The 14,971-nt window shown below is 67.3% G+C and carries 18 protein-coding genes and 1 pseudogene; 5 read left to right on the top strand and 14 right to left on the bottom strand.

Annotated elements, in window-relative coordinates; genetic code table 11:
• Positions 1-244: 244 nt before the first annotated feature.
• The 11 genes from ACF08F_RS11865 to ACF08F_RS11815 form a co-directional block, all read right to left on the bottom strand.
• On the bottom strand, positions 245-1,720 hold the full coding sequence (locus ACF08F_RS11865; protein WP_392298349.1) for an ATP-binding protein: 1,476 nt from the start codon (positions 1,718-1,720) through the stop codon (positions 245-247).
• A 1-nt stretch (position 1,721) separates the two neighbouring features.
• Entirely contained in the window at positions 1,722-2,558 is an 837-nt protein-coding gene (locus ACF08F_RS11860) for a DNA primase (protein ID WP_392298348.1), read from the bottom strand.
• Positions 2,559-2,717: 159 nt separating this feature from the next.
• Positions 2,718-2,906, bottom strand: coding sequence for a hypothetical protein (locus tag ACF08F_RS11855; protein WP_392298347.1), 189 nt, complete (start codon positions 2,904-2,906; stop codon positions 2,718-2,720).
• Positions 2,907-3,277: 371 nt separating this feature from the next.
• Entirely contained in the window at positions 3,278-5,440 is a 2,163-nt protein-coding gene (locus ACF08F_RS11850; RefSeq protein WP_392298346.1) for an FtsK/SpoIIIE domain-containing protein, read from the bottom strand.
• Positions 5,441-5,533: 93 nt separating this feature from the next.
• Complete coding sequence (locus tag ACF08F_RS11845; protein ID WP_392298345.1) at positions 5,534-5,740, bottom strand: DUF6257 family protein; 207 nt, start codon at positions 5,738-5,740, stop codon at positions 5,534-5,536.
• Positions 5,741-5,773: 33 nt separating this feature from the next.
• Complete coding sequence (locus ACF08F_RS11840) at positions 5,774-5,941, bottom strand: hypothetical protein (RefSeq protein WP_392298344.1); 168 nt, start codon at positions 5,939-5,941, stop codon at positions 5,774-5,776.
• Positions 5,942-6,048: 107 nt separating this feature from the next.
• Complete coding sequence (locus ACF08F_RS11835) at positions 6,049-6,426, bottom strand: DUF6251 family protein (protein WP_392298343.1); 378 nt, start codon at positions 6,424-6,426, stop codon at positions 6,049-6,051.
• A 190-nt stretch (positions 6,427-6,616) separates the two neighbouring features.
• Positions 6,617-7,006: an RRQRL motif-containing zinc-binding protein gene (locus tag ACF08F_RS11830; protein ID WP_392298342.1), complete on the bottom strand. Its 390-nt coding sequence runs from the start codon at positions 7,004-7,006 to the stop codon at positions 6,617-6,619.
• Positions 7,003-7,875, bottom strand: a complete 873-nt coding sequence (locus ACF08F_RS11825; protein WP_392298341.1) for a protein spdB — start codon at positions 7,873-7,875, stop codon at positions 7,003-7,005. Before ACF08F_RS11825 ends, ACF08F_RS11830 begins: the two co-directional genes overlap by 4 nt.
• Positions 7,872-8,048 carry a hypothetical protein gene (locus ACF08F_RS11820; protein ID WP_392298340.1) on the bottom strand — a complete coding sequence of 59 codons (177 nt, stop codon included), beginning with the start codon at positions 8,046-8,048 and terminating at the stop codon, positions 7,872-7,874. The genes ACF08F_RS11825 and ACF08F_RS11820 overlap by 4 nt, the downstream gene beginning before the upstream one ends.
• A complete protein-coding gene (locus tag ACF08F_RS11815; protein WP_392298339.1) occupies positions 8,045-8,314 on the bottom strand; it encodes a DUF6284 family protein in 270 nt (89 codons plus the stop codon). Before ACF08F_RS11815 ends, ACF08F_RS11820 begins: the two co-directional genes overlap by 4 nt.
• Positions 8,315-8,882: 568 nt before the next feature.
• Between ACF08F_RS11815 and ACF08F_RS11810 the strand changes: the two genes are divergently transcribed.
• Both ACF08F_RS11810 and ACF08F_RS11805 read left to right on the top strand, forming a co-directional pair.
• Positions 8,883-9,653 (top strand): helix-turn-helix domain-containing protein, encoded by a 771-nt coding sequence (locus ACF08F_RS11810; RefSeq protein ID WP_392298338.1) that lies wholly within the window; start codon positions 8,883-8,885, stop codon positions 9,651-9,653.
• Complete coding sequence (locus tag ACF08F_RS11805) at positions 9,650-10,123, top strand: NUDIX hydrolase (protein WP_392298337.1); 474 nt, start codon at positions 9,650-9,652, stop codon at positions 10,121-10,123. The genes ACF08F_RS11810 and ACF08F_RS11805 overlap by 4 nt, the downstream gene beginning before the upstream one ends.
• Here ACF08F_RS11805 and ACF08F_RS11800 read toward each other — a convergent pair.
• Together ACF08F_RS11800 and ACF08F_RS11795 are read right to left on the bottom strand one after the other, a co-directional pair.
• Positions 10,111-10,680: an HD domain-containing protein gene (locus ACF08F_RS11800; protein ID WP_392298336.1), complete on the bottom strand. Its 570-nt coding sequence runs from the start codon at positions 10,678-10,680 to the stop codon at positions 10,111-10,113. The two genes, ACF08F_RS11805 and ACF08F_RS11800, sit on opposite strands and share 13 nt — an antisense overlap.
• A gap of 11 nt (positions 10,681-10,691) precedes the next feature.
• Positions 10,692-11,144, bottom strand: coding sequence for a GntR family transcriptional regulator (locus ACF08F_RS11795; RefSeq protein WP_392298335.1), 453 nt, complete (start codon positions 11,142-11,144; stop codon positions 10,692-10,694).
• Positions 11,145-11,481: 337 nt separating this feature from the next.
• On the opposite strand from ACF08F_RS11795, the gene ACF08F_RS11790 reads away from it, so the two are divergent.
• From ACF08F_RS11790 to ACF08F_RS11780, 3 genes and pseudogenes are all read left to right on the top strand, one after another.
• Positions 11,482-12,585, top strand: a complete 1,104-nt coding sequence (locus ACF08F_RS11790; protein WP_392298334.1) for a hypothetical protein — start codon at positions 11,482-11,484, stop codon at positions 12,583-12,585.
• Between the two features lie 48 nt (positions 12,586-12,633).
• Positions 12,634-12,808: pseudogene (locus tag ACF08F_RS11785) on the top strand (transposase); the annotation flags it as partial.
• Positions 12,809-12,937: 129 nt separating this feature from the next.
• On the top strand, positions 12,938-13,405 hold the full coding sequence (locus ACF08F_RS11780; RefSeq protein WP_392298333.1) for a hypothetical protein: 468 nt from the start codon (positions 12,938-12,940) through the stop codon (positions 13,403-13,405).
• A gap of 42 nt (positions 13,406-13,447) precedes the next feature.
• Here the strand turns inward: ACF08F_RS11780 and ACF08F_RS11775 are convergent, their stop codons facing one another.
• On the bottom strand, positions 13,448-14,722 hold the full coding sequence (locus ACF08F_RS11775; protein WP_392298332.1) for a NucA/NucB deoxyribonuclease domain-containing protein: 1,275 nt from the start codon (positions 14,720-14,722) through the stop codon (positions 13,448-13,450).
• Between the last annotated feature and the right edge of the window lie 249 nt (positions 14,723-14,971).

The following is a 14,971-nucleotide window of genomic DNA, read 5'->3' as shown; positions in this document are numbered from 1 at the left end:
CCCTGTTGATGCAGGTCAGGTGCCGTTTCGGGGCCCCTAGTGACGCAGGTGACGCAGCTTTTTCTACTTAGGAAAAAGAGACGGGTCTGTGTCTGTTGTTGTGCGCGCCTTAGAGCGTGAAGAGGGAGCCGCAGAGCGGCGCGCCCTTTGGGCGGCGGCGAGCCGCCGAAGAGCAAGAGGAGCACGCCCCCGGGCGGCGGGGGCCGTGCTCCTCTTGTCTGTGCGGCGGCCCGGACGTCGCGGGCTAGAACACCTCGCCCTGCTCGTGCGGCGACGGCGGCGCGGAGCGAACCATCTCGATGTACCGGGCGGCGCCGGTCCGGCCCCAGTCGACGAGCACGCCTCGGGCGGCGAGGACGGGCTGAAGCCGCTTGAGGCGGTCGGAGAGGACCTTGCCGGTGGTGGGCCAGCCCTTGGGCAGGGGCCGGAAGTCCTCGCCGGTGTAGAGCTGCGTGAGGCAGTGCAGCCACTCGGCCGATGCCATCCGGACCTCTCCGCCCGGCTCGATGCCGGCGGCGTGCTTGAGGACGGTCTGGGCGAGCAGGTCGCCTTCGATGACGTCGTCGTTGAGGTCGTCGAGGCTAGTCCGGTAGGCGTCCAGGGCGCCGAGGCTGCTGGCGGCGTCGAGCTGTGCGCACAGGTGGGCGAAGTCGGCCATCCGCAGGTCCGTGGGGATGTCGGCCTCGGTGGCGCGGACCTTGACGGTGAGGTCGAGCAGGGAGCCGAGGATGACGGGCAGGGCCTCCTCGAACTCGGCCCACAGCTCCGCCTCGGTCCGCCGTACGAGGGGGCGTTCCAGGCGGAGGGGGAGGAGGCGTTCGGCGAGGTCGGGGCGGATGACGCCGACGTCGATGCCGGTCAGCAGCAGCGGCCGGCGGTAGCGGGAGCGCACGACGTCTCCGTCGGTGAACAGGGCCCGCTTGATGGTCTCGGCTCCGGTGACGATGCAGCACATGAGGTCGGATAGGTCCGGGCCCAGGTGGGAGAGGTTGTCCAGCGCGGTGACCCAACCGGCGGCCACGGCGGTGATCAGGTTCTCCTCGTCCTTCGGGGCGCGGCGCAGGTCGCCGCTCATGCCCTCGATGATGCGGACGAGCATCCGGCCGGCGGTGGACTTGCCCGCGCCCTGGGGGCCGGTGAGGAACGGGGCGGGGACGGGCGCGGACGGCCCGAGGCAGCCGATCAGCCACGCGAGGGCCAGGCTCTCGCCCTGGGCACTGGCGAAGTTGCACAGCCGCATCAGGCGATCGATCCCCTTCCCGTCGGTGTCCTTGACCGGCAGGGGCATCTCCCCGGTGAGCTGGGTGCGGCGCCAGCACACCTCGCGCGGGTCGGGGGTGAGGATGTCCCAGCCGGTGGGGTGGATGCGGACGGACTTGCCGTCGTCGCGTCCGAGGTCGAGCCAGGTCGCGCCGTCGAATCCGGGGGCGACGCGGATGTGGGTGGGCTGGACGTCCTCGGTGAGTGCGAGTGCTTCGATCAAGTCGAGTGCCTCCTTCAAGGCGGTTCCGTTGAAGACGCCGAGCCCGTCGCGGAACAGGCCGACCATCAGTTCCTGCCGGTGGCTCCCCGTGGTGCCCTGGGAGCGGATCGGGCGGGCGACGGGGTGGCCGTTGCGCTGTGCGTAGACGGTGCCGTCGACCGTGCGGAAGTAGCGGAAGTTGGCCTGCGCGTAGTCGGTGATGACCTCGCGGGCGGGGTTCTTCTCCTCCTCGGCCACGTCACATCCCCAGAGCCGCGGTGGCGTTGGACCAGGCGGTGGTGCAGTGGCGGGGGGACTCGCCCTTGGCCTGCGCGGCGGTGAACAGGCGGCCGATGTGGGTCTCGGTGAGGCAGCCGCACCGGCCGTGGGCGGACAGGACGGCCAGGAACGTCCGGTACACCGCCATGTGCACCCCGCTCGTCGCGGTGCTGATCCGCTGCTCGGCCATGGCGATCCCGCGCTCCAGGTATGCGGGCGAGCGGTGCGGGCACTGCCCGCCGCCGGCCGGGGCGGACACCACGACGGCGCCGGGCGCGGGACGAGCGGCGGGCTTCTCCTCGACGAGCGCGCGTACGGCGGCGGGGACCTCCGCCATGGCGCCGGTGCCGGGGCCGAGCCAGCGGGCGTAGGACATGGCCGACTTGATGTCCACGCCCTGGCGTACGCCGTTCACCGAACGCATGGCGCCCCGGTAGATCCAGTGCTCCCCGCGCGTCGTCGTGACCGTCGTGGTGGGCGGGAGGGTGTTGCGGGCCCAGGTCACAGCGTCGGCGTCGTCGAGGTCGACGACGGTGACGCCAGCGCCGCCGGGGTGGTAGCCGATCGCCCTCGCTCGACGCCATGCCGCCGCCCACTGCGGGGACGCCAGGACACGGCGGTCGGTGGTGGCGGCCGCCCAGCCGTGGCAGGGCCACGGGCAGACGCACGGGCCGGGATCACGCATGTTCGGCCGGCCGCCGCAGGCGAGGTCGTCGCAGGCGCGGCAGTTGCCGAACGGGCGCTTGTCGGCCCGCAGCGGCAGTACCGGCAGGCCGTACTCGGCGATGCCGAGGGCGAGGGTGGGGAGGCTGTTCACGCCGCCACCTCCGCCCGCGCCTGGGTGAGGACGGTGTCTCGCCGGAAGGAGGTCGGATGGGTCATGCTGGGTGTCTCCAGTTCTGTGAGAAGTGCTGGTTGCGAGGGCGGCCCCGGACTTTGGCGAGAAGGGGGTCGCCCTCGGTGTTGCTGGGGTCTCTCAGAGGTTGGTGGCGGCTTCGATGAGGCTCTCGGTGAGCTCGTTGATGGGGTGGGCGGCGCCGGTGGAAGCGAGGAAGAACCCGAAGGCGGCGGCGGTGAGAGCAGCGCCGTAACCGAGTTCCTTGGAGCGCAAGAGGAAGAACAGGGCGATCCCGAAGAGGACGACGAGCGAGACCGTGACGGCCATGCTGGGAACTCCTTTGACGGCGGGGCGGGGTGGCTGGGTACGCTGCGCGGGCCCCGGGTGCTCGCAAGCCTGGGGACATGGACCGGTGGCTGCGCTGGCGAGCGTTTGCTTCGTGCGAGCCCGCATGTAGTGGGTGGCTGCCGGTCCCACAAGCGCCGACCGGCGAGCGGCCCCGGGCCTGGATCTCGGCCCTGAGAGGACTGGGCGGAGACGCCAACGGGCCCCCTTTACCGGCCTTACCTCGCAGGTCAGAGGCCCTTACCACCCCCTTGACCGGGGTAAAGGGCCCCCGCTACTTCCGGGCCCCTCCGGGTTGTGCGGGAGGGGCCGGATCTGGGGTGGGGTTCTGGGCGTGGGTAGAGGGGACCCCTCTACCGGCCGGTCGAGAGGAGGATCTCGGTGGGCACGGCGGCTTCGATGTCGCGGCGCTGGTATCCGGCGCCGTTGCTGCCGCTGATCTTGACCTGCTTACTGGTCCGCTTGACCCCTGCGGCGTCGAGGGCGGCGGCGAGGGCTTCACCGTTGAAGTCGCCGTAGGTGTCCTCGTCGATGTTGACGAGTCCGGCGAGCAGGTCGGTGGTGAACATGCGCGGGGAGTGCCGCATGACTTCCAGGACGTCGGAGACGATCGGCGGGACGGTGACGCCGGCCGCGTCGGCGGCGGCGGTGACGTCTCCGGCGGCGTCGCCGGTGAGCTGCCCGGCCTGCTCGCGCAAGGTCCGGCCCTTGCGGCACAGGGCCGCGAAGCTGGTGCCGTCGAGGTAGTCGGCCCGCACCGTCACGTACGACGCGGGACCGGTCACGAGGACGCCGACGCCCTTGTGTTCCTCGGAGAGCACGGACGCGTCGGCTCCCTGGGCGGCCTTGCCCTTGCCGAGCACCATGTCGCTGGAGGCACGGTCGACGACCTGCGTGGAGTAGCGGATGGTGATGATCTCCCGCAGCTTCGTGGGGACGGAGTCGGCGTCGGGGCGCTGGGAGGCGAAGTTGGAGATGAAACCGGCGGCCGGGCCGCGGCGGGCGATCCGGCACAGGTCGTTGATGACCTGCTCGCGGTCCTCGCGTTCCATGGCGGTGAAGTACTCCTGGAGTTCGTCGATGGTGACGAAGATGACCGGGAGGTTGTAGCGGGCGACGATCTCCGGGGTCAGCTTGCCCTCCGGGCACACCGACGTCGGCAGGTCCCGGAGCAGGGCGAAGCGGCGTTCCATCTCCGCCAGCAGCTCCGCGAGCATGGCCTTCAGCGCGTCGATCGCGTCGTCCTCGGCGCCCATCACGAGCCGGTGGGCGACGGCCTTCATCGGCATCCAGTCCGCACCACCCTTGCCGTCCGCGACGTAGTGCCTGACGTACGCGTCGAGCAGCCCGGCCGCCGTCAGGAGTCGCTGGGTGAAGGTCTTGCCCCGGCGAGGCAGGCCGCCAAAGAACATCGACTGCCACATGACCGGCACGCTGATCCGCGTCCCCCGGGCGTCCTGCCCGAACGGAACGGGCTCCCAGATGGAGAACGTCTCCGCCTTCTCCAGCGGCGAGGGGTTCGGCGTACCCAGGTAGGGATCGTCATCCGACACCCACATCGAGACGCGGCCGGCGTTGCCGCCGTTCACGGCACGGACGCGGGACATGATGACCTGGATCTCGTCCACGCCGAGTTCCTGGGCGATGACCTCCCGCTTCGCGAGGACGTCGGAAGCGGTCTTACCACCGCCACGGGGCATATCGAAGATCACCGACCAGCCACGGCCGTCCCGGACAGGGCCCATCGTGCACGACACCCGCGGAAGGTCCTTCTCGTCCTTGCCACCACCGCTTTTCAGGAGGCCGGCGGCCCGCAGCGCGTCATTGAGCTGCTGCGCGGACATGTCCACCCGGATCGGCGGCGCGGCATGGTCCAGCAGCCGCGTCTCCTCACCCCTGCCGAGGTGGGCGAGCGGGATGGTGACGGCACCGGCGATCGCGGCCTGGAGCAGGGGATCGGCGAGCATGATGCCGGTCGCGGCCGACGCGACACCGGCGGCGGCGAGACCGAACCGCCACTTGCGGCTGCGGGTCCGCTCCGCATAGGCGGCCTGGTGACGGGCCGCCAGTTCAACGTCCTCCGGCCGCAGCCTCGACTGCGCGCGCAGGGCCTTGACGGTCGCGGACTGCTCCTGCGCGGACAGCGTCGGCCACAGCCCCTTCACGGCCCGGTAGAAGCCGCGGGCCGCGAGGAGCACGGTCTTGAACAGGTACTTCGGGGTCCGCACCGAGTGGTAGCGGGTGTGCCACCAGACGAGGCGGCCCAGCGCGGTGACGTTGTCGAGGATCGACCTCGGGGAGCGGGCCCACACCGGCAGCACCGGCATGTCGGGCACGGTCAGCCAGTCGGCAAGCGGGTTGCCGGGCAGGTCGACCACGTCCACCCCGGCGCTCTCCTCAGCGCCGTCCGGCTCGACAGTGGTGGGCTTGTCCAGGGTTATCGTCGCCGCCTCGGTGCGGGCGGCACGGTGCTCGTCGAGGTCGACCACGGTCGCCTCGATCACGGGCTCAGTCATGATGGACGTACTCCTGCTGCTCGAAAAGGGGCGGTGAAGGGGGCCCGGGGACGGCGCGGTTTCCTTGGCCGGGACGGCCGTCCCGGGGCACAGCTACTTCTTCTTCGCGTTCTTCTCGGCGCGCTCGCGGGCGCGGTCGATGATGCGGTCGACCTTCTTCTCCAGGTCGCCCTGGTAGACGGTTTCGCTGGCGATGCCGCGCTTGCACATGCGGGCGACGTACCAGCCGACCTGCGCCTTTTCACCGGCGGTGAGCTTGGGGTTCTTCGGGTCGGACTCGCTGCTGTTCTTGCTGGCCACGGGTTTCCTCCGGTTCTTCGTGTGGGGTGGGGGTTAGCGGCGGGTGGCCTTCTCCAGGAGGGGGACGACGCGGCGCATCTCGTCGTCGGTGAGGCCGGCCTTGACCATGGCGCGGGTGAAGTCGCGGCCCATGACCATGCCGATGCAGCCGAGGCGGGTGGCGAGGTCGAGGAGCTGGGCGTCGGTGCGGTGCTGAGACATGGGGTTCTCCCTTGGTTACGGGTCTGTGGAAGTTGGGCGCGGGGCTGTCCCGGCTCCCCACCCACCCCCGACCCGGCGTAAGGGGCCGTGGGGTGGACAGGCAGCTGTCAGCGGCGCTTGCGGGCCTTCGCGATGCTCTTCGCGGCCTGTCGTCCGTCGGGCCCGCCGATGGAGCGGACGACGGTCACGACGCCCCAGGCGAGGACGGCGGCGAGGAAGGCGAGGAGGGCGAGGTTCGCGGCGATCGCGGTCAGGGCGCCGACGAGGAGGGGGCCGAAGTAGACCCCGGCGGCCACGGTGCCGGCGCCGATCCCGGAGCCGAGCGCGATCCGCTGGACGGTGCGGTCGGGCGGTGCCTGGTGGATGTGCTGGTGAACCACCTGCGGGGCCCCCACCGAGGTCTGGATGGCGGGGAGTTGGTCGGCGTAGGTGTAGGTGCCGTCCGGGAGGCGGACGACGGGGGCGGGTTCGGGGAGGTTCGACATCGGTTCTCCCAGGTCAGAGGGGGCCGTTAGAGTCGCGGCCATGGGGGATCAAGGGATGCGTACGAAGCCGTGCAAGTGGTGTCGTCGGCCGGTCGTGTACCGGTCGTGGTGGCGCTCGCGCCGGTACTGCAGCCGGTGGCACCAGGTACGTAAGTGGATCGCGCGGATCTTCGAGCTGGTCGGTGAAGCCTCAAGCGCCTGACCGCCGGGCCTCAGACAGCCAGTGCGAGGGCTCCGAGGGCGAGAGCGGGGACGTGGTGTCGGGGTAGGCGCAGGGGGTGCACATGCCGAGCGAGGACGGGATCCGGTACCCGGCATCCCGACCACACTCCGGGCAGACCCGCCGCGCCGCGTTCGCCCGCTCCAGCGCCGCCCACCGGGCTGGGGTCATCGGCCGCACCGGCAGCGCCAGGTCGATGCGGTAGAGGAACGCGACCAGCGGCCCGCGCCGCCGGCGGGGGCGTTCGAGCTGGGCGGCGACGTCCTGTCCGCCGGGCCGGAGCCCGAGCGCGCGGAGCTGCCGGAGCGTCGCCAGCCCATCCGGCGCGAGCCGCCAGGGGTAGACGGGGATCGTGCTCATGAGACGGCCGTGGTGACGCGCTTCCAGGCGGCCCGCAGCCGGGTCTCACTCGCACTGTGGCCGGCCGCCCGGAAGCGGATCGACAGCTCGCGGTAGGACAGCGGAGGGGTCTCGCTCTCGCGGATCTGCGTGACGAGGCGGTCCAGTTCCTCGTCGGTCAGTGCCGGGGCAGCGTCGAGTGCGGGGATGGGTTCGAAGGGGCCCCAGATGGGGAGCTCCCAGCGGGGCTGTGACCCAGGTGTGACGCGGTCGGTCACGCAGGTCAGGGCGCGTGCGGTGCCCTCGCCCTGTCGTGCTGCTTCCAGCGTTGCCCAGGCTCCGGAGAGGCGTTCGGCGGTCTGGGCCTGGACGCGTGCGACGCGTGACCCGGCCTCCGTCACGGCCGTCAGGCGGGTCTCCTCCGTGCCCGCCTGGGCCCGCAGCCGGGCCCGGGCCACAGCGGCTTCGTCGCGGGCCTCCTGATGGATGCCCCGGATCGCGTCGAGCGCGACCGGGGTGAGCGCGGTCCGCTCCCACATCCCATGCACGAGCCACAACGCCTTCGCCGCGAGCGGCAGCCAGGACACCGCCAGCCACGCCCCCGTGGACTCCTCCCCGAGCGCGTGGAGCACGAGGACACCGGTCGCCAGGATGCCGAAGCCCCAGCCGACCGCCGTCACCGCGCGGTTGTGGTCGCCCTGCGCGGCGAGCCTGCGTTCGTAGGCCAGGGTGGCCAGCCACCCGCCATCCAGCCCGAGACCGACGACCAGGGCGATCTGCCACGGCATCGACCCACCGAGCCACATCACGACCACGGCCAGGGTCAGGACCATGGACACGACCGTCATCGCGACCGCCGGGGCGACGGTCATGAGCTGTCGCTTCTTCATCGCCGCCCCCCTTCAGCCTCGCCATTCCGGGGGGCGAGGATCAGGTTGGCGGCGATGACCCCGACGGCGGCGATGATCCCGGCGTAGTGGACGTCCCGGCGGTCGATGGCCAGCCCGGTGACCTCCACCGCGACACAGGCGAGCAAGAGGCTCCAGAAGACGAGGCGGTTCACGCGACACCGCCCGACTGTGCCAGGCCGGCGGCGCGGTTCGTGAGGTTCCGGCGGGCCGCCATCACTCGGCGGCGGGCCCGGCGGAGCCGCTGGTTGTCCAGCTCGGTGGCCGGACGGTCGATGGTCATGATGTGCGCGTCGAGCAGGTCGACCTCCGCCAGGATCAGCGGCATCTCCTGCTCGATCGCGTCCAGCTCCGCGTCCGACGGTTCACCGTCGAACGGGGTGGCCGTAACAACGGCCTGAAGTGCAGCGATGGACTTCATTGGGTGTGTTCCTTCCAGACAGGAACGGCCCGAACCGACCCCCCGGAGTTCCAGCTCCGGGGGGTCTCGCCGTTAGAACCAGGGGATTTCTCCGGCTCCCTGCCACACCGCCCGTACGGCCCCCGCGAACGGGGCCAGGACGGGCGGAGGAGGCAACCGGCCGCAGCCGAGAGGGCTGCGGAGAGATTGAGCGCGCGGACCTATGCCGCGCCGGCCGCCTTATCGAGGAGGCGGCGGCCTCGTTCTTTCCAAGCACTCTGTTCAGTTCTCAAGCAGCAGTCGCTTCCTTCGAGTCCGTTTCACGGGGCCCTCCGGGCGGCGTGCTCAGGCAGCACGGCTCACCGAGCCGAAGCCCGATGGGGTGCATGTATTACCTGTTCCTCATCATGGGGATCGAGTGTCGCACCGTCAAGTCCCTTTGGGCTTTGGTGTTTGCGAGTCCGTCCCGCTTGATGTCACAAGCGTGGCCTGAACAGCGCAGACGCTGGACTCCGTGGATGTACGGCTCCGAGACGACTCGCTACGGTGAAAGTCGTCCCAAGTCGTCCCGTCGGGGGGAGAGCACGACATGGCCAATGAGCGGTTGCGCGGCGCCATCATCGAAAGCGGCCTGACCCTTGATCAGGTCGCTGAGCGGCTCGGTGTCTCAGCCAAGACGGTGGAGCGCTGGATCAACGAGCCTAAGCGCCAGCCATACCGCCGTTTCAAGTACGCGGCGGCCTCGCTCCTCCAGCGAGAGATGTCGTACCTGTGGCCGGAGGAGCGGACATCGGCTGAGGTCGTCGAAGCGGGTGGCGCAGAACTGGTCAGGCTCTACCCGCACCGATCCGTCGTTCCGAACCGGCTCTGGCCCCAGCTCTACGCGGGGGCGACGCGGCAGTTCGACGTCCTCGTGTACTCGGGGTTCTGGCTCACCGAGGACGCGGCGTTCCATCAGGTGGTCAAGGAGAAGTCGGCGGCCGGCGTCCCGGTCCGCTTCATGCTCGGGGACCCCGACTCTGCCGCTGTCGCCATTCGTGGGGCTGACGAAGGCATCGGCGGCGCGATGGCGAGCAAGGTACGCAACGCGCTGGTCAACTACGCGCCGTTGTTCGGGCTGCCCGGCGTCGAGTTCCGGCTCCACTCCACCACGCTCTACAACTCCATCTACCGGGCCGACGACGAGATGCTCGCCAACGGTCACCTGTACGGCGTGGGCGCGTACATGGCGCCGGTCCTGCACATTCAGCGAGTCCCTGGGGGCGAGCTGTTCGACGCCTACGCTGAGAGTGTCGAGCGGGTCTGGGAGAGCGCCCGGCCCATCTCCTCGCCCACGGACCTGGAAGGTTCAGACGAATGAGCCGGATTGACCACTTCCGTGACCCGAAAGCTCCGAAGGCCAACTCGGTGGTGCCTTCGGTCACGGTCGTCGTGCGCAACAGCGACGGTCGGCTCCTGCTCATCCACAGGACCGACAACGAGCTCTGGGCACTCCCTGGGGGCGGCCACGACATCGGCGAGCGCATCGGCGAAACGGCGGTGCGTGAGGTTAAGGAGGAGACCGGGATCGAGGTCGAGGTGGACAACATCGTCGGGCTCTACAGCGACCCCGACCACGTCCTCGCGTACGACGATGGCGAGGTCCGACAGCAGTTCTCCATCTGCTTCCGGGCCCACCCGGTCGGTGGCTCTCTTCGTACGAGCAGCGAGTCGAAAGAGGTCCGCTGGGTGAACCCGGCGGACCTCGATGACCTGGACATCCACCCATCCATGCGGCTGCGCATCCGGCACGGCTTGGACGATTCGGGCCGGGAGCCCTACATCGGCTGAGCGCCGGCCGCAGCTGCGGCCATCCGCCCCTCCACTCGCTCGTTGGCGGCGTAGATCTCCGGCGCCGCCCGCTGGATGAACCTGCCCACGATCGTGTCCGGGCCGTACCGCTGCACGATCTCGTCCAGCCGCGCCGCCGGCGTCGTGTGCTCGCCGGTCGGCGTCGTCGTCATATCGGACACGATGAGCGCATCCACCAGCTCGGGCCGCTCCAACTCGAACTCGGTCTCCAGCTCATACCGGAGCCCGCGCTCCTCGGCCTCCAAGAGGGCGCAGGAGTGATGGGCGACGAGCCGGACGACTCGCTCGTCGGCCCCCTCCTGGTCTCGGAGGAAGCGGGCGCCGTCGAGCGGGTGGAAGCCGGTGGCGGCGAGGGAGGGGGAGTAGCCGACGTCGTGCAGGACGGCTGCGGCCTCCAGCAGCTCGGCGTCCCGCCCCAGGATCGGGCTCAGGGAGCGAGCCCGCTTGGCGACCCCAAGAGAGTGCGCCCAGCGGCGCGGCAACGGCTCGGACAGCAGTGATTCGGAGAGCGAGTACGCCCACGCAGTAAGCCCCATGAGGGCCAAGGCTACGGCTGCTCGGGTGAACTTGGGAGAGCGCGAACTCGGCGTCCCTTCCCATGGGCAGTGTCGAGCAGGCCACTCCCCTCCATCTGAGCAAGAGCCCTTCGTACTGCCGTACGGGAGGCTCCGAAGCGATCGCACAGGCGTGCTTCGGAGGGGTACGCATCACCGATTGCGAGCGCTTCGTCGGTGATGAGAGCGGTCAAGCGCTGGATTAGGGGGCGGTGATCGAACCCTCGGGCCGCACGCCAACCGGAGCCGGGCACCGAAACGATGAGGGAGTCGGCCTCAAGCTGCTTCAGCGCGCGCCGGATGGTGTTGCGTGAAACTTGATGCACCTGACTGAGGCTGGCCTCGGAGGGGAGGAAACCCTCCCCCAATGCGCCGTCTTCCAACTGACGCCTCAACAGCTGAGCGATGACCAAGTAGGTCCCCCGTGCGCTGGCCTGCGCTGGCATGCAGCCTCCCTCTCGATGTACTCACAGGGTCGCATGGGATCCCGGACAGTGGGAGCAGCGGATCCGACGATCGAATCTTGTAACAGATCGGGCGTGATTGGGAAGTGGGGGGCCATCATGCGGGAGGATGGCGGAAGTCTTCTCTTCTAAGCCTAGGGGGGCGCATGGCCTCTTCTGTCTATAACCTGGCCAACCTCGTCAAGGGGCTAACTCTTTTCCTTAGGGAAGTTGAACAATCAGAGGAGGGAGTGCTTACCGCTACAACGGGGGCCGGGAGGGCGATGGGTGAACTCTCGAAATCGAAATTGACGAGACTTTCAAGGAGATTGGTGAGGCCGTGCGCGTCGGCGCTGACGGCATCCATTGGTCAAATAGGGCTGAGTTCTTTGTAGTTCCGCTCGATAATTACGGCTTCTTCGAGCGGGAGGTTGGTGAGGTTTCGATCGGCGGGGAAGGGGAGGCGGCCCCGAGCTACAAGGTAGGTAAGCCCTCGAAAATATTCATCGTCCACCTCCTCTGCCTGTTGGGTGAGAAGGCAGAGCATCTCGATCCGCGCCGAAAGAGGCAGTTGAGGCAGCGTGTCTGGATGCGGGCGAACAGTATCCGGGGCGATGGGGCGAAATTCAATTTGCTGGATGCGATCAGGGGAACGCTGTACTCTGCGACTCCTCACGTGACTTCGCCGACTGACCGTTCAGACTTTGAGGCTCTGGCTCAATCGTTCCTGTTTCATGCTGCCTACAACCTGGATGCCTCTGCCAGGATCGGCATGCATCCGTTGCTTGATGGTCCCCACATTCCTCGGATGCGTCACAGGGCAGACGTCTCCTTGGATGCCCCGCGCCAGATTTACGACGCAGAGCTTGTCCAGCACTACCTGATGGGTGTAGGCGCCGAGATTCCCCTGCTCGAGTACCTGTCTTACTACCACATTACTGAACACTTCTTCCGGAAAGTGTTCGATGACGATTTGACGGAGCAGGTCAAGCGGATCGTCGTCGATCCTTCGTTCTCCATTAAGCGCCCGAGGGATATTCAAAAAGTCATCAAGAAGGTGGACGGGGCGATGAAGGGAAGGAGGGAGGATGGGGGTGGAAATGAGAAGAGGTCTCTTGAGATCGTGATCGAAAGGTTTATTGATGTCGACAGGTTGATCGCCGACCTGAACTCCCTCGATTCGAGCCTTGTGGACCGGTATCGAACGGTTGAGGTCGCTTTCGCGAAAGCTGGAAAGGTGGATCTAGAGGCGAAGGATTGGCAGGCTGAGCGCGCCAAATTGGCGAGCAGGATCTATGCGATACGAAACTCGCTGGTGCATGCGAAGGAAGGGACCCTGCCGAAGTATGCGCCATTTTCCCATGACGTTGATCTCCGCTTGGAGATCCCGCTTGTCAGGTTCATCGCGGAACAGGTGATCATCTCCAACGGGAGGTTGAGCTGAGGCCGGTCTAGAGCGTGTCCCTTTGATGGGTACGTCGGTCTATCGGATATGCCTGTTCGGTTAGTGATCACTGATGCGATGTGGGACCGGATCGAGCTGCTAGTGCCGGCCGATCCGGTCTGCGGGCGGCGGTGGGCCGACCGCCGCCGCACCCTGGAAGCCATCGCGTGGAAGTACTGCAATGGTTCCGTCTTGGCGGGACCTGCCCGACCAGCCGGGTTCGGCCCGCAGTCTGGCCTGCTCGATGTCGTCTCCCGCGGACCATCTGAAGATGAGTGTTGCTCAAGGACCCACGCCATCAAGGCTGAAAGTGGCCGGTTCGCTCCAGTAGCAGGACGATACGGTGTCTCCCATGGACCCTGAGAACGCATTCAATAGCGACACACTGTTCCCCGACGTCCAACCCTGGGACGCGGTGTACGACTCAATGTGGGTTTCGCACGGCGAGTTCTGGCTGGTTGCCGGTGACGGGCCTGGCGTCGACACCACGACCGCTATCCCCAGAGGGGACACTGTGCAGGGCAACGGGGACGCCGTCGGCGTCCCCACGACGGGTTCCACTGACCGTATCGCGGCGGTGCTGTCGGTCTGGGATTCTCCCGCACCGGACCGTTTGGGCACGCTGCTGGGCACATCGCGCATTAGTTCTCCGACCAGGGAGCTTGCCCTCATCAACGTGGAGGGCAGAGAACCCGGCCCTGTCCTGGTGCTCCCGGACGAGGGTGAGTACGAGGTGAAGGTCTGGCGGTGTGCGGTACAGACTGCCGACGACCTTGAGGGCTACGACATCCGCGTGTGGCTGTGCCCCACTCCTGAATGAGGGGGCACAGCCTCGACGCCGGCTACGGCGTCGAGGTAGGGGTTAGCGCACGATTTTCACTATGAACTTGTCCTTGTGGAGGATCCGGTCCTTCGTGTACCAGTTCCCAAGGGTTGCTCCGGCAGAGCGGTTCGGGGCGGTGCCCAAGTACCTCACGGAGAAGTTCGGCCCAGCCGCCGGGCCTTCCCAGGTCGAGCCGAAGGGGAACTCATCGCAGTCCTGGTCGGTGCCGGTGGGTGGCTTAATGGGTGCGCAAGCATTGTCTTTAGCCGAGATGTTCTTCTGCCGCTGAATCTTGGCGGCAGAATCCCAGCTCGGGTAGAGGCGCGTCAACGGACGGTCTTTCGTGCCGCCCGGCACGGATTTGTTCGCGACGTAGGGCACAGTAAATTCGGGGTTGTTGAGGGCGTTGTGGATGTGAAGGGCGACCGGCCCGTGCGGGGAGTCGTAGAGATAGTATGTGACGTTCGGCATGACCCGGTCGAAGATGCCGCTTCCGACAGTTCCTTCGAGGTAGCTGGCCGAATCGAGCCTGATGCCTGTCTCTGCGTCCTTGTAATTCAAGACCCCGGGTGCGGTGACCGTAGCGACGGTGCAGCGTGAGACAAAATCTCGGCCAACGGCCAGGGACTTGTCTTGATCAAATACGCTGACGGCGACGGCACTTCCGTTAGCGCGCCACTGCTCAAGAGTCTTCGGATTGTTTGCACTGTTGATGATGTCACACTTCGGATTCGACCCGTCGGATCCGCTGTATCCGCCCGTCACACCGACTACCTCGAAAGGCATGTCCTTGGAGTAGCCGACGATATCGAAGTACCCGAGGTTAGTCTGAAAGTAGATCTCGCGGTAATCCTGCGGCGCCTGACCAGCCGTTGTCTGCACGTAGCTGACCGTCCCGGCGATCTTGCCGGTACTGTCGACCCAGTGGAACGCCTGCTTCTTGACTGAGCAGTACTGGAAGTGATTGATCACTCTCGCACCCTCATTACCGCCAAGAAGGCTCCGACAGTCATTGATCGGGTCGTACGATAGAGCCGCCCGCGGCGCTGGCGCGCCGTCCTTGAAGTCGTCGATGTTGACGTCGTACGAGGTACCCGTTCGTTGGGCGATGGCGTCACCATGCTCGGTCTGGGTAGCCAGAACCGGCTCCCCTCGCCGCGAACCATTCATCGCAATGGTATCGACAGGCACCCTGTCGCCGATATTCAAGATGGGATGTTCCTCATCTACGGTGTAAGGCACCGTCGGAAACATCTCTGTGGTTTCAACGCCTTCCGTCGCTCCCGCGCTGGGCTGCCCCAATAACGCGGCCACAACTCCCGTCGTGACTGCGGTGACCAGTATTCGAGATCGTCGCACTTGTCAAATCTCCGTTCCCTGGGAGGTGCCCCTCCGGGTAGGTTGGTTTCACTCACCTAGGGCAACTATTCACAGAAACCCCACCAACGGTCGCCTCTCAGCAGGCACATGACGGAAACACTCTGCTTATCTGGCTTGATTTGGAAGCGGGGTGCAGAGAGTTCTACTGCACGGCGGAAATAGCCAGAAATGTGGACACTGAAA

The organism is Streptomyces sp. NPDC015130 (assembly GCF_043080005.1).
In the GTDB taxonomy this organism is placed as follows: Bacteria; Actinomycetota; Actinomycetes; order Streptomycetales; family Streptomycetaceae; genus Streptomyces.
The sequence above is the reverse complement of the archived record's forward strand: the minus strand, read 5'-3'. Positions and strand labels throughout refer to the sequence as shown.

What these genes read in the sequence shown, in the direction of transcription:
- ACF08F_RS11810 (WP_392298338.1), top strand. Translation starts at nt 8,883, where the DNA reads ATGGCCAATGAGCGGTTGCGCGGCGCCATCATCGAAAGCGGCCTGACC.
- ACF08F_RS11855 (WP_392298347.1), bottom strand. Translation starts at nt 2,906, where the DNA reads ATGGCCGTCACGGTCTCGCTCGTCGTCCTCTTCGGGATCGCCCTGTTC.
- ACF08F_RS11780 (WP_392298333.1), top strand. Translation starts at nt 12,938, where the DNA reads ATGGACCCTGAGAACGCATTCAATAGCGACACACTGTTCCCCGACGTC.
- ACF08F_RS11835 (WP_392298343.1), bottom strand. Translation starts at nt 6,426, where the DNA reads ATGTCGAACCTCCCCGAACCCGCCCCCGTCGTCCGCCTCCCGGACGGC.
- ACF08F_RS11850 (WP_392298346.1), bottom strand. Translation starts at nt 5,440, where the DNA reads ATGACTGAGCCCGTGATCGAGGCGACCGTGGTCGACCTCGACGAGCAC.
- ACF08F_RS11800 (WP_392298336.1), bottom strand. Translation starts at nt 10,680, where the DNA reads ATGGGGCTTACTGCGTGGGCGTACTCGCTCTCCGAATCACTGCTGTCC.
- ACF08F_RS11805 (WP_392298337.1), top strand. Translation starts at nt 9,650, where the DNA reads ATGAGCCGGATTGACCACTTCCGTGACCCGAAAGCTCCGAAGGCCAAC.
- ACF08F_RS11825 (WP_392298341.1), bottom strand. Translation starts at nt 7,875, where the DNA reads ATGAAGAAGCGACAGCTCATGACCGTCGCCCCGGCGGTCGCGATGACG.
- ACF08F_RS11795 (WP_392298335.1), bottom strand. Translation starts at nt 11,144, where the DNA reads ATGCCAGCGCAGGCCAGCGCACGGGGGACCTACTTGGTCATCGCTCAG.
- ACF08F_RS11830 (WP_392298342.1), bottom strand. Translation starts at nt 7,006, where the DNA reads ATGAGCACGATCCCCGTCTACCCCTGGCGGCTCGCGCCGGATGGGCTG.
- ACF08F_RS11815 (WP_392298339.1), bottom strand. Translation starts at nt 8,314, where the DNA reads ATGAAGTCCATCGCTGCACTTCAGGCCGTTGTTACGGCCACCCCGTTC.
- ACF08F_RS11840 (WP_392298344.1), bottom strand. Translation starts at nt 5,941, where the DNA reads ATGTCTCAGCACCGCACCGACGCCCAGCTCCTCGACCTCGCCACCCGC.